General features: G+C 65.7%; 14 protein-coding genes. 10 read left to right on the forward strand and 4 right to left on the reverse strand.

Annotated elements, in window-relative coordinates:
* Position 1 precedes the first annotated feature (1 nt).
* The 3 genes from GcLGCM259_RS12820 (at position 2) to GcLGCM259_RS12830 (ending at position 3,172) form a co-directional block, all read left to right on the forward strand.
* The gene (locus tag GcLGCM259_RS12820) at positions 2-652 is read left to right on the forward strand and encodes a 3-oxoacid CoA-transferase subunit B (protein ID WP_138927258.1); all 651 of its coding nucleotides are present in this window, start codon (positions 2-4) and stop codon (positions 650-652) included.
* Positions 649-1,818, forward strand: a complete 1,170-nt coding sequence (locus GcLGCM259_RS12825; RefSeq protein WP_138926843.1) for an acetyl-CoA C-acyltransferase — start codon at positions 649-651, stop codon at positions 1,816-1,818. Before GcLGCM259_RS12820 ends, GcLGCM259_RS12825 begins: the two co-directional genes overlap by 4 nt.
* 160 nt (positions 1,819-1,978) lie before the next feature.
* Positions 1,979-3,172 carry an NAD(P)/FAD-dependent oxidoreductase gene (locus tag GcLGCM259_RS12830; protein WP_138926844.1) on the forward strand — a complete coding sequence of 398 codons (1,194 nt, stop codon included), beginning with the start codon at positions 1,979-1,981 and terminating at the stop codon, positions 3,170-3,172.
* A gap of 90 nt (positions 3,173-3,262) precedes the next feature.
* Here GcLGCM259_RS12830 and GcLGCM259_RS12835 read toward each other — a convergent pair whose 3' ends face one another.
* The 3 genes from GcLGCM259_RS12835 to GcLGCM259_RS12845 form a co-directional block, all read right to left on the reverse strand.
* On the reverse strand, positions 3,263-3,826 hold the full coding sequence (locus GcLGCM259_RS12835) for a histidine phosphatase family protein (RefSeq protein ID WP_138175717.1): 564 nt from the start codon (positions 3,824-3,826) through the stop codon (positions 3,263-3,265).
* Between the two features lie 366 nt (positions 3,827-4,192).
* Complete coding sequence (locus GcLGCM259_RS12840; RefSeq protein WP_138926845.1) at positions 4,193-4,459, reverse strand: Txe/YoeB family addiction module toxin; 267 nt, start codon at positions 4,457-4,459, stop codon at positions 4,193-4,195.
* The gene (locus GcLGCM259_RS12845; RefSeq protein ID WP_138926846.1) at positions 4,456-4,704 is read right to left on the reverse strand and encodes a type II toxin-antitoxin system Phd/YefM family antitoxin; all 249 of its coding nucleotides are present in this window, start codon (positions 4,702-4,704) and stop codon (positions 4,456-4,458) included. Before GcLGCM259_RS12845 ends, GcLGCM259_RS12840 begins: the two co-directional genes overlap by 4 nt.
* Before the next feature lie 218 nt (positions 4,705-4,922).
* Here GcLGCM259_RS12845 and GcLGCM259_RS12850 point away from each other — a divergent pair, with 218 nt between their 5' ends.
* The 7 genes from GcLGCM259_RS12850 to GcLGCM259_RS12880 all read left to right on the forward strand — a co-directional run bounded on the left by GcLGCM259_RS12850 (position 4,923) and on the right by GcLGCM259_RS12880 (position 11,781).
* Entirely contained in the window at positions 4,923-5,870 is a 948-nt protein-coding gene (locus GcLGCM259_RS12850) for a beta-ketoacyl-ACP synthase III (protein ID WP_138926847.1), read from the forward strand.
* Between the two features lie 64 nt (positions 5,871-5,934).
* The gene (locus GcLGCM259_RS12855; protein WP_138926848.1) at positions 5,935-6,333 is read left to right on the forward strand and encodes a VOC family protein; all 399 of its coding nucleotides are present in this window, start codon (positions 5,935-5,937) and stop codon (positions 6,331-6,333) included.
* A gap of 125 nt (positions 6,334-6,458) precedes the next feature.
* Positions 6,459-7,163 carry a FadR/GntR family transcriptional regulator gene (locus GcLGCM259_RS12860; protein WP_217496531.1) on the forward strand — a complete coding sequence of 235 codons (705 nt, stop codon included), beginning with the start codon at positions 6,459-6,461 and terminating at the stop codon, positions 7,161-7,163.
* 56 nt (positions 7,164-7,219) lie between these two features.
* Positions 7,220-8,254, forward strand: coding sequence for an asparaginase (locus GcLGCM259_RS12865; protein WP_138926850.1), 1,035 nt, complete (start codon positions 7,220-7,222; stop codon positions 8,252-8,254).
* 120 nt (positions 8,255-8,374) lie between these two features.
* Positions 8,375-9,790, forward strand: a complete 1,416-nt coding sequence (locus GcLGCM259_RS12870) for an aspartate ammonia-lyase (RefSeq protein ID WP_138926851.1) — start codon at positions 8,375-8,377, stop codon at positions 9,788-9,790.
* 21 nt (positions 9,791-9,811) lie between these two features.
* Positions 9,812-11,305 carry an amino acid permease gene (locus GcLGCM259_RS12875; protein WP_138926852.1) on the forward strand — a complete coding sequence of 498 codons (1,494 nt, stop codon included), beginning with the start codon at positions 9,812-9,814 and terminating at the stop codon, positions 11,303-11,305.
* 158 nt (positions 11,306-11,463) lie between these two features.
* Positions 11,464-11,781 (forward strand): hypothetical protein, encoded by a 318-nt coding sequence (locus GcLGCM259_RS12880; protein WP_138175699.1) that lies wholly within the window; start codon positions 11,464-11,466, stop codon positions 11,779-11,781.
* 98 nt (positions 11,782-11,879) lie between these two features.
* Here the strand turns inward: GcLGCM259_RS12880 and GcLGCM259_RS12885 are convergent, their stop codons facing one another.
* Entirely contained in the window at positions 11,880-12,662 is a 783-nt protein-coding gene (locus tag GcLGCM259_RS12885; RefSeq protein ID WP_138926853.1) for a hypothetical protein, read from the reverse strand.
* Positions 12,663-12,835 lie beyond the last annotated feature (173 nt).

Here is a 12,835-nt window from a genome sequence, read left to right on the forward strand (position 1 = left end):
CATGTGGTCCAGGGATGAGATGGCAGCCATCGCCGCCAGCGAGCTGGTGGACGGGCAGTACGTCAACCTGGGGATCGGCATCCCCACACTGGTGGCCAATAACCTGCCCGAAGGCGTGTCGGTAAAGCTGCAAAGCGAAAACGGCCTGCTGGGCATGGGACCTTTCCCCTACGCGGGTGAGGAGGATGCGGACCTGATCAACGCCGGCAAGCAGACCGTCACCGTGCTGCCCGGCGGCAGCTTCTTCGACTCCGCCACCAGCTTTGGAATGATCCGCGGCGGCCACGTGCAGACCGCCATCCTCGGCGCACTGCAGGTGGCGGGCAACGGGGACCTGGCGAACTGGACTATTCCCGGCAAGCTGGTCAAGGGCATGGGCGGGGCCATGGACCTGGTGGCCGGCACCCCGCGGGTCATCGTGATCACCGACCACGTGGCCAAGGACGGCACCCCGAAGATCGTGGAACATTGCGACCTGCCGCTGACCGGCGTCGGCGTGGTGGACCGGATCATTACCGACCGCGCCGTGTTCGACATCGAAGACGGGCGGCTGATCCTACGCCGCCTGGCAGAGGGCGAAAGCCCGGAATCAATCAAAGACATCACCGCAGCAAAGTTCAGCATCGACCTTGAGGAGTCACAGGCAGCATGAGTGTAAAGATCGCCGGATACGCCCGCACCCCCTTCATGCGCTTCAACGGCGCACTGGCCGGCGTTGAGGCCACCGAGCTGGGGGCGCACGCGGCCAAGGCGGCCCTGGAACGCGCCGGGGTTCCGGCCGAAAAGGTTCAGTACGTGATCGCCGGCCAGGTGCTGCAGGCCGCGGCCGGGCAGAACCCGGCCCGGCAGAGCGCGGTCGGGGCGGGGATTGGCCTGGACGTCCCGGCCATCACGCTGAACGCGGTGTGTCTTTCGGGCACCGAGGCCGTCGTGGCGGCCACCCGGATGATCAACGCCGGGGAGGCCGACATCGTCCTGGCCATTGGGCAGGAATCAATGTCGTTGGCGCCCCACGCACAACGCGCGCGGGCCGGCACCAAGTACGGGGCCATCGAAATGGTCGACACCCTGGAGTTCGACGGGCTGACCGACGCGTTTGAACGTCGTTCCATGGGCGCCTCCACCGAGGAGCACAATCAGAAGCTCGGGATGACCCGTGAAGCGCAGGACACCCTGGCCGCCGCCTCCCACCAGCGGGCCGCGGCCTCCGCAGAATTCCTGGCCGGGGAAATTGCGCCGTTGACCATCACCACCCGCAAGGGGCAAAGCGAACACGCCGCCGATGACGGGGTGCGCCCGGACACCACGGCACAGTCCCTGGGCAAGCTGCGCCCCGCCTTCGCCAAGGAAGGAACGATCACCGCCGGGAACTCCTCGCAGATCACCGACGGCGCGGCGGCCCTGGTGCTGGTCAGCGACCGGGCCGTAACCGAGCTCGGCTTGGAGCCGATCGCCGAGGTCCTCTCCCATGCCTTCGTGGCGGGCCCGGACCGCACCCTGCATGAGCAGCCCTCCAACGCCATCCAGGCCGCGCTGCAGCGCACCGACTACACGACCGCAGATCTGCAGGCCGTGGAAATCAACGAGGCCTTCGCCGCGGTGGGAGTACGCTCCACCGAGCAGCTGGGCCTGAGCGAGCAGATCGTGAACCGCCATGGCGGGGCGATTGCGCTGGGCCATCCGATTGGCGCCTCCGGCGCGCGGATCATCGGTACCCTGGCCCGCCAGCTGCAGCAGCAGGGCGCCGGAGCCATCGGTGCCGCCGGAATCTGCGGCGGCGGCGGTCAGGGCAGCGCGGTGGTCCTGCGCGCTGTGTAGCCGGAGCACACACCTCTACAAGCCGTTCCATGCTGTACGCATCTTCATGCAGTGGATGCGTACAGCTGTGTGCTTCCTGACTCATTCCAGGCTCTTCCCATTAACCCCTGCGCTTTCGCTACAGTGCATCTCAATCCAGGTCCTTCTTGAAGGAGATGAAATGTCCAGCGTCAAGCATGATGTTGTGGTTATCGGCGGCGGAAACGCCGGCATTTCAGTTGCGGCGAGGATGTTGCGCAAAGGCAAGCTGGATGTTGCGATTGTCGAACCCCGCGACCAGCACTTCTTTCAGCCCTTGTTCTCCCATATTGCCGCTGGCGCCGCAAAGATGAGCGAGGCGGTCCGCCCCCAGCATTCTGTAATGCCCAAGCAGGCACGGTGGATTCAGAACCGGGTCACCCATGTTCAGCCCGAGGAAAATTCGGTGCTGCTGGCAGATGGAACGCAGGTTGAATATAAGCAACTTATAGTCTGTCCCGGGCTGCAGTTGGACTTCAACGCGATCCCGGGACTTCCTCAGGCCATGGATGGAGTGACGGGCAGCTCGGACTATGATCCTGCACTCGTCACCCGAACCTGGTCAATGATTGAGGGGTTGTCCAAGGGCACCGCGGTATTTGTGCAACCGCCCGGGCCCGCCAAATGTGCGGGTGCCGCCCAGAAGGTGGCCTACATGGCCTGCGATTATTGGCGTTCTGTCGGGCGTCTGGCGGACATTGAAGTACACCTGGTGGTTCCCTCCCCCACAGTATTCGGCATGCCTGATGTGGACGCCGAGCTCAACCGAAAAATCCGTGAGTACGGCATTGAACTGCACACCTCAAGTACCTTGGAGTCGGTCAATGCAGAAACACGTTCCGTGAACCTGGACGCCGGAGCAGAAAAGGTGACCCTTTCCTATGACCTTCTCCATGTAGTGCCGCCCCAGTCAGCCCCCGACTGGTTGAAAGCTACGGACCTTCCCCGTCCGGAAACTTATGGGGGATTCGTCGATGTCGATGATCAACATTTGCGCCATCGCAGGTATCGGAATGTCTGGTCGCTAGGGGACGCCGCCGGCAGCTCGAACTCGAAGTCCGGCGGAGCGTTGCGCAAGCAGACAAAAGTCGTCGCACTGAACGTGCTGGACGTCTTGGCGGGCAAGGAACCGCGCCATTCGTACAACGGGTATTCGGTGTGCCCCTTTACATTGAGCCGGGGAACAGCATTCTTTGCCGAGTTCGATCAACAGTACCGGCCCATGAAGTCCTACCCGGTATTGAAAATGGCCAAGGAACGACGCTGGCAGTGGGTCATGGACCGGTGGATTTTTCCCCAGATCTATTGGCACATGATCCTCAAAGGTCGCGCTTAACCTCCCGGCGAAGGCGCAGCGCGATCAAGGCGAGAGTTGTTCGTAGTCCAACAGCCATCTGCCGTGGACGTCCTGGAACTAGGGCCTCGTTTACTGCTGGACGAACTCGTGCAGGCGGTCGGTATTCAGTTCCAGGATCTGCCCGTTCAGCACGTGGGGGTGCGGGGTGTCAGAAAGCGCGCCGAGCACCAGCCGGATCAGGGTCCCGTGGCAGACAATCACCACACGGGAGTCGCTGTTCTCTGCAACCAGCTTGCGCAGGGCACGCACGGCCCGGACCACAACCTCATCCTCGGGTTCGGTCTGCGCCATCAGCTCTTCAAGTTCGGCGGCACTGAGCCCATCGGTGCTGCGGCCTTCGGCAGCACGGTAGTCGCGCTCCACCAGGTCATCGACCTCCAGGATCCGCCAAATGCCCAGGTAGTCGGCGATGATTTGGGCGGTCTGATGCGCGCGGACCAGCGGAGAACACACAACCAGGTCCCAAGGGCCTTCCTTGGACAGCTCTACCCCTGCGCGTTCGGCCTGTTGCCGCCCGGTCGAATTCAACGGTACGTCGCTGCGGCCCTGCAGCCGGTTGGCCACATTCCAGGCGGTTTCGCCGTGTCGAACCAGAACCCAGCGTTCCTCAACCGGCTCGTGTTCCTCGCTCATGCTGTCTCCTGCCTTTGTCCCAGACGGGCCGGCAAACGATGCCGGTCAACGTCACTACTGCGTTCTGCGGACGGCCGGCAGGCCGTCGCTTCCGCGACTGAAGCGGGCCTGTTCCCGTGGACCGGGCCCGTCTCCTATGGTGATTTGACCATATCGGCTTTGCCGAGACTAGCGGTAGCTCGTGTCACCGCTCTTTCAGGAACCTTCCACCGACGCCTGCTCCCAATGCCGCAGCAGTATGCCGCTGAGGATGAGACGCCGCAACGATGTCTGCTTGCGCTAGATCAGGCGGGAACAGGAGCGGTCCTGAAATCTCAACGACCACCGCGCGCCGCACGCACTGTTTGATTCACGTGTTCAGGGTACTTAGTAGTGATACCGCGCCTGCAAGATCGTCACTGCGCGGTCATCAGCAATATAGGCGAGCCGATTGACTGCATCGATGCGCCGCGACCATGCGCCAGCCAAGGCGTGTTTTAGGGCTTCGGATTTGCCGATCCCTTCAGGGGGCTCATCGCCCAGGATGTCTTCGATCAGCGCGTTGATGCGCTTGAGCGTTTTTCTGTCTTGGGTTTGCCAGTAGAGACAGTCTTCCCATCCCGCTTCAGTCCATGCGAGCACTCTGTCGCTCATGGGTCAATGAGCCCATGCTCAGTTGAATTTCCTTCCTGCGCTGATTTAAACGCTTCAAGCAGGCGCAGTGCGTTCTTGGGAGACCTCAGCAAGTAGCTTGTCTCGACCAAGGCGTCGTATTCGTCTTTCGACATCAGGATCGCCGAGCCCCGCTTGGACACAATCTCAACTTCCGTTTGGTCAAGATTGACCTTCTCAACCGACCCAAACAAAGCACGACGCGCTTCACTCGCTGTTATCGCCACAACCCCTCCTAGTCGTCCCGGGTGTGGTACCACTCTGGGATCGCTTGGACAGCTCTCAGAGCAGACATTTCTTGGGCAAAGTGTTGGTACGCCGGCGCGAAGCACCTTTGCCTTGTACCGGCTCCAGCCGTCGTGGTGCGTAGTCTCACGGCGCGCAGCCGGTCAACGGACTACTCTTAAGGGGAGAAATCTTTCCCCGCATTTGTAGGAGCCCCTCCATGACCGGCAGCAAAGTTGTTTCCTTCGGCCACTACCAGCCCGAACGGATCGTGCCGAACTCCGAGCTGGAAAAGCTGGTGGAAACCAGCGACGAGTGGATTACTCGCCGCGTCGGGATCCAGGAACGCCGCTGGGCTGGCGAGGGTGAAAGCGTGGACTTCATGGCCACCGAGGCCGCCAAGATGGCCCTGAACAACGCGGAGGGCATCGAGGCCAGCGACATCGATCTGGTCGTGGTGGCCACCTGCACTGCGCTGGACCGCACCCCGAACATGGCAGCTCGGGTGGCACTGGCCCTGGGCATGGAGCAGAACCCGGCCGTCATGGACGTGAACACTGCCTGCTCGGGATTCAACCACGCCCTGGCCACCGCCCAGCACGCGATTATGGCCGGCAGTGCCACCAAGGCCCTGGTCATCGCCTCCGAACGACTGACCGACGTCACCGACTTCACGGACCGCACCACCTGCGTGCTCACCGCCGACGGCGCGGGCGCCGTGGTGGTGACCGCCTCCCAGGAGCAGGGCATCTCCCCGGTGCTGTGGGGCTCGGTGCCGCAGATGTCCGATGCCGTGCGCATTGAGCACTCGAACAACGACAAGTTCGCCCAGAACGGGCAGAGCGTCTACCGCTGGACCGTCACCCAGCTGCCCAAGATCGCCAAGCAGATCATCGAGCGTGCCGGACTGGCCCCGGAGGAGATCGGTGCGATCGTGCTGCACCAGGCCAACCTGCGCATCATCGAACCGCTGGCCGAGAAGATCGGGGCCCCGAACGCACGGGTGGCCACCGACGTGGTCTACTCCGGTAACACCTCGGCCGCTTCGGTGCCGCTGGCGTTGTCCAAGATGATGGCGGACGAGCCGCTGCCCTCGGGCACCAAGGCCCTGCTGTTCGCCTTTGGCGGCGGCCTGACCTACGCGGGCCAGGTCATCACCATCCCGTAACCAGCACCGCGCAGGCGCCGGCCCCCTGGCCGGTCCGGTGCCTGAGTTGATTGGAGTGCCCAGCATGGAGATCCTGAGCAGCCGGGTGCTGCTGCGCCCGGTGGACCCGGTGGCCACCCAGCATTTCTACCGGCACACGCTCGGGCTGGCGGTGGCCCGCGAATTTGGTCCCGCTAACGCACCGGGCCTGGTCTTCCACCTGGGCAACGGGTTGCTGGAGGTTTCCGGAGCGCGCACCGCCAGTGAGCCGTCCTCCCTGCAGTTGTGGCTGCAGGTGCGACAGGTGGGCGAGGAGGTGCGGCGGCTGCGGACCGCCGGGGTGAAGGTGCTGCGCGAGCCGCGCACCGAACCGTGGGGACTGATTGAGGCCTGGATCCAGGACCCGGACGGCACCCGCATCGTGCTGGTGCAGATTCCCGAGGATCACCCGCTGCGCCGGGATCAGCGCGATCTGTCCGGGTGATCGGCTTCCCCCGCTCCACGGCAGGGGGTGCCGGAAGCGCAGGAAGCGAACTCCTGACTTGGGGCAAGAGCGAGTTGTAGACGGGAATTTGACGTAGGCAGCATCACATTGTCATACTCGACACCGTGAACCTGTCAGACAGCTGGACACCCGGACAGCAGCCGATCTCCCGCACCAGTGCCTCCGAGGCCGTTTTCCAGTCCCTGCGCACCGCCATTGAAGAACAGCGCATCCCGCTGGGCAGCAAGCTGGGCTCGGAAGCCAGCCTGGCCGCCGACTACTCGGTCAGCCGCTCGGTGATCCGCGAGGCCCTGCGCTCCTGCGCCGCCTTGGGCCTGACCCGCACCGAAACCGGGCGCGGCACCTTCGTGGTCTCCCACCGGCCCAACCGGGAACTGGTCCTTGGCGGGTTCTCCTCCTCCGACCTCTATGAGGCCCGGCCCCACATCGAAATCCCGGCCGCCCGGCTGGCCGCCGACCGGCACACCGAGGAGGACCTCGAACGATTGCGCGGGTTGATTGAGCAGATGGAAGTCGAAGACGACGCCGCCGCCTGGGTGGAATTGGACGCCGCCTTCCACGCCGCCGTGGCCCGCGCCAGCGGCAACTCCGTCTTCGACCGGGTGGTGGGGGACATCCGTGATGCGATGGCCCGCCAGTCCGAGACCGTCAACCTGGTCACTGGCCGCCGCGGCGCCTCCAACCTGGAGCACCGGCTGATCGTCGAGGCGATCGCATCCGGCGACGGGGACGCGGCAGGAGCAGCCATGGGTGAGCACCTGAGCAAGGTCCAGCAGGCCGTCTCGCTGATCGTGCGCAGCACCCCGTGAACCAGCCACCGAACAAGCCACCGCAAGCCCACCAGGATGAAGTGAACCAGGACGCCATGACCCCACCGCCTTCCAGCCAGTCCGCGACCGAGCAGGCCGCGGCCACCAGCCACCCCTCCCTGCAGGAACTGGCGGCCTCCGGGCTGCCCGGGCACGTTCCGGTCGCGGCGGTGACCCGCGGTGAGGCGATCGAGTCCGTGCACTACGGTTCGGCCGTGCTGCTGGACCCGCAGGGCCGGATCCTGGCCTCGCTGGGTGACACCAGCTCGCGCTTCTACCCCCGCTCGGCGCTCAAGCCGCTGTTCGCGGTGGGAATGCTGCGCGCCGGGCTGGAACTGGACGACGAACAGCTCGCCCTGGCCGCCGCCAGCCACTCCGGCTCCCAGCGCCACCAGGACGTCGCGCTGGGCACCCTGCACGCGGCCGGGCTGCAGGCGGCGGACCTGGGCAACTCCACCGACCTGCCCTACGGTCCCGCCGAGCGCACCGCCTGGCTGGCCGCCGGGGGCGCAGCGACCCAGCTGGCGCAGAACTGCTCGGGCAAGCACGCGGCGCTGCTGGCCCTGTGCAGGCTCAAGGGCTGGGACACCGCCACCTACCTGGCCCCGGGCCACCCGATCAGCAAACTGCTGGCCGAGACCGTGCAGGAGCTGACCGGGGAACAGATCACCAGCGCCAGCGCGGATGGCTGCGGCACCCCGGTCTACCCGTTGAGCCTGCCGGCCCTGGCCCGCGGCTTCGCCCGGCTGGCCAACGCCCCGCAGGGCAGCGCCGAGGCCCGGGTGGGCGCGGCGATGCGCCGCCATCCCGAACTGCTGGCCGGGGAGGGCCGGGATGTGACGGCGCTGATTCGCACGGTGCCCGGGCTGATCGCCAAGGACGGATTCGAGGGCGTCCAGGCCGTGGCCCTGGCCGACGGGACCAGCCTGGCGGTGAAGATCGCCGATGGCTCGGACCGGGCCCGGATGCCGGTGACCGCCAAGCTGCTGCTGGAGCACCTGGGCGACGCGGCCCCCGCGGGGCTGCGCCAGCTGGCCAGCTCCCCGGCCTACGGCGGCGGAGAAGTGGTCGGCGAGCTGGCCGCACTCTAGCCCGCCGGGCTTTACCGCACCGGCGGCCTGCGGGCTTGTCCCGCCCCACAGTTTTGGCAGCGCGCCCGTGCTGCCCCATGAAGTTTCACGCAACAGATTTCACAAAGGAGTACATCTGCCATGTCCACCACCCTGCTGTCGGGACAGACTCGCACCGAGCATGACCTGATCGGTGATCTGGAAATTCCGGTGGAAGCCTACTGGGGCGTGCACACGCTGCGCGCCAAGGAGAACTTCCACATCACCGGCACCACCCTCGAGGGCAACCCGCACCTGATCAACGCGCTGGCCCGCGTGAAGCAGGCCGCCGCCCGGGCGAACCACGAGCTGGGGCTGCTGGACGCCGAACGCGCCCAGGCCATTGACCGGGCCTGCGAGGCGGTGGCCGGCGGGGCGCTGCACGGCCAGTTCATCATCGACCCGATCCAGGGCGGGGCCGGGACCAGCACCAACATGAACGCCAATGAGGTCATCGCCAACCTGGCCCTGGAGATCCTGGGCCATGGCAAGGGCGAGTACCAGTACCTGCACCCGAACGACCACGTGAACCTGTCCCAGTCCACCAATGACGCCTACCCGACCGCGGTGAACATCGCCACCTACTTCGCCACCCAGCCGCTGCTGGCCGCGATGCAGCAGCTGGAGGATTCCTGCCTGGCCAAGGCCACCGAGTTCCGCACCGTGGTGAAGATGGGCCGCACCCAGCTGCAGGACGCGGTGCCGATGACCGTGGGCCAGGAGTTCGGCGGCTGGGCGGTGACCCTGCGTGAGGACCGGGACCGGCTGGCCGAGTCGCTGAGCCTGGTCACCGAGATCAACCTGGGCGCCACCGCGATCGGCACCGGGCTGAACGCCCCGGCCGGCTACGCCGAGGCCGCCTGCCGCCACCTGCGCGAGCTGACCGGGCTGCCGCTGACCACCAGCCCGGATTTGATCGAGGCGACCAGCGACGTGGGCGCGTTCGTGCACCTGTCCGGCGTGCTCAAGCGCGTGGCGCTGAAGATCTCCAAGATCTGCAACGACCTGCGCCTGCTCTCCTCCGGCCCGCGCGCCGGGCTCTACGACCTGCAGCTGCCGGCAGTGCAGTCCGGGTCCTCGATCATGCCCGGCAAGGTCAACCCGGTGATCCCCGAGGTCGTGAACCAGATCGCCTACCAGGTGGTGGGCCACGATCTGACCGTGACCATGGCCGCGGAGGGCGGGCAGCTGCAGCTGAACGCGTTCGAACCGGTGATCGTGCACTCGATCGGGCTCTCGCTCAAGCACCTGACCAACGGCTGCCTCACCCTGGCCGAACGCTGCATCGACGGGATCACCGTGGATGAGGCGGCGCTGCGCCGCGAGGTGGAGAACTCCATCGGCCTGGTCACCGCGCTGAACCCGCGCCTGGGCTACGCGGCGTCGACCTCGATCGCGATGGAGGCGCTGCACACCGGACGCGGTGTGGCCGAGCTGGTCCTGGAACGCGGCCTGCTCTCCGCCGAGGACCTCAATGAGCTGCTCTCCCCCGAGCGCCTTGCCAATCTTTCCGACTAATCCCCCCACCCAAGGATACTGATGGAGCATTCCACCACTGGGAACACCCCCGTTCCCGACGCCTCGCTGACCGCCGGCGACGCGGACTACCACAAGGGCCTTTCGGGCCGGCAGATGCAGATGATCGCGATCGGCGGGGCGATCGGCACCGGACTGTTCATGGGGGCCGGCGGACGGCTGGCGCAGGCCGGGCCGGGCATCGTGATCAGCTATGCGGTCTGCGGCTTCTTCGCCTTCCTGATCCTGCGCGCGCTGGGCGAACTGGTGATGCACCGGCCCTCCTCGGGCTCGTTCGTCTCCTACGCCCGTGAGTTCTACGGGGAGAAGGCGGCGTTCGCCACCGGCTGGCTGTACTGGCTGAACTGGTGCATGACCTCGATCGTGGACATCACCGCCGCGGCGCTGTACATGAACTTCTTTGGCAAATACGTGCCCTGGATCGGCGCGGTGCCGCAGTGGCTGTGGGCGCTGGCCGCCCTGCTGCTGGTGCTGTCGATGAACCTGATCTCGGTGAAGGTCTTTGGTGAGCTGGAGTTCTGGTTTGCGCTGATCAAGGTGGTGGCGCTGGTCGCGTTCCTGCTGCTGGGCTGCTACTTCGTGATCTTCGGGACCCCGATCGAGGGCCACCAGGTCGGCTTCTCGTTGATCAGCGACAACGGCGGGCTGCTGCCCAGCGGCCTGATGCCGGTGCTGGTGCTGATGCAGGGCGTGGTGTTCGCCTACGCCTCGATCGAGCTGATCGGCACCGCGGCCGGGGAGGCGAAGAACCCGGAAAAGGTGATGCCCAAGGCGGTGAACACGGTCATCGTGCGCATCGCGGTGTTCTACGTCGGTTCGCTGGTGCTGCTCTCCCTGCTGCTGCCCTACACCGCCTACAAGGACGGCGAGTCCCCGTTCGTGACGTTCTTCGGCGCGATCGGCGTGCAGGGCATGGATGTGGTGATGAACCTGGTGGTGCTCACCGCGGCGCTGTCCTCGTTGAATGCCGGGTTGTACTCCACCGGCCGGATCCTGCGCTCGATGTCGCTGAACGGCTCGGCCCCGCGCTTTGCGGGGCGGATGAACAAGGCCGGGGTGCCCTACGGCGGCATCGTGATCACCGCGGTGATCGCCGTGTTCGGTGTGCTGCTGAACGCGATCGTGCCGGCCAAGGCGTTTGAGATCGTGCTGAACTTCGCCGCGATCGGCATCATCTCCGCGTGGGCGATGATCGTGCTGTGCCAGATGGCGCTGGTGAAGAAGGCCCGCGCCGGCCAACTGCAGCGCCCGTCCTTCCGGATGCCGCTGGCGCCGGTCTCCGGGTGGGTGACGCTGGTCTTCCTGGCCCTGGTGCTGGTGATGATGGCGTTCGACAACCCGGTGGGCACCTGGACGATCGCCTCGCTGGCGATCATCATCCCACTGCTGGTGATCGGCTGGTTCCTGTGCCGTGACCGGATCAACGAGATCGCCGCCGCCCGCCTGGCGGCCGAACGCCGGGTGCAGGAAGACGAGGCCGAACACAGCCGCCTCTAGGCTGGAGCGGCCCTTGACCCTCCCAAGGGGCCCGAATCCGCAGTGCGCTGCGGGTCCGGGCCCCTTCGGCGTTGCTGCGGCACCACGGATGAGCCGGTGATTCTGGGAGAGTGGGCCAAGCCCTTCACTTTCACCCGCCCGCTTGGGATGCTGGGGCCATGACGCTCTTTAATCCCATTATCCGTCCAGGCCAGGCCCAGGCTGCCCGGGTCCTGGTGCAGGTAACCCCGGACTATCTGAGCCAAAAGTCCGGGTTCGATCTGGCCCTGTTGCGTGACTTCGAGGCCGGGCGCGTGGAGCTGGACGCCGACCAGCAGGAGAAGCTGCGCGCCGCACTGGAGGGCCTGGGCGCCGTCTTCCTGCCCGAGGACGAGGAGTTCGGCCATGGTGTGCGACTGAAGTTCAACTCCCGCAAGGCCCATTCGATTCGCACCTGGGAAGGTGAGGGCGGCGCGGCCCAGCCCGACGTCGTCTAGGTGCTGCGGGCCGTAACCCGGCATGGTGCACCGGTCCCGCGGCCAGTCGGCACCCGAAGGGATCCTGCCTTCGGGCGCCGGCTGCAGGCATGCACGGCCTAGGCCGGACGCAGGCTGAGCATGATCTGCCGCACCGTCTGGTATTCGGGGCTCTGCACGATCTGGCGGGCCTGGTCCACGGTGACGTGGTCCTCGTCAAAGCCCAGCAGTTCGGGCAGGTCCCCGGTGGATTCCATGACCGAATACAGGTCCTTCTTGGGACTGAAGTAGGACAGTGCCGGCTGCTGCCCGCGTTCGGCGATCATCTCATCGTTGATGAGCATGACCAGGAATTTCTCCTCGGTATCCCCGTCGGATTCGGTGCTCACGTAGTGCTCGGCATAGAGGCTGGCCGGTTTGCTGAGCTTGGCCGGCAACGCCTCCTGTTCAATCTTGGTGCGCTGGTACGTGTCCATGTCTCCGTCGGTGTCCTCCGCGGAGTTGGCCTTGAACTCGATCAGGGTTCGGCCCTTCTCGTTCTTGACCTTCCACTCGGTGAACGGGTTGTCCATCGGATCCTCGTCCGGGTCGCAGTGCTCGCAGTCATCGGGAACGACGCTCCAGTCCTTCGGATGCTTGAAGCTCAGGCCCTGGGTGGAAAACTCCTGCCACTGCGACGTCTGGGTTTCGCTGGGCTGCGGGGTCGGGCTGGTCTGGGTTTGGGTTGGTTCAGTGGACGGGGATGCGCTGCTCGGCGGTGCCGAGGTGGTGGGGGATGCGGTGGCCGGGGCCGAGGTGGGCGAGGGGCCCGGGTCGGCCGGGGTGGTGTTGCAGGCGGCCAGCAGGAACATGGCGGCCGCGGCGCCACCAAGGTATAGGGCGGGGGTCTTTCTCGGATTCATGAACATCGCCTCCTGAATCCACCTTGCCCGAGCCCCCGCGCAGTTCCAAGACCCGGGGACCGGATTCCGCGCGAACTCCATGAATCGGTGCGGAACCGTTATGAATCAAGCCAGGGGCAACGAAGCCGGAAAGCTGGTCTCTTTGACGCATGGACTAGTGCCAAGGCGTATTC

This window comes from Glutamicibacter creatinolyticus (assembly GCF_006094275.1).
GTDB classification, from domain to species: Bacteria; Actinomycetota; Actinomycetes; order Actinomycetales; family Micrococcaceae; genus Glutamicibacter; species Glutamicibacter creatinolyticus.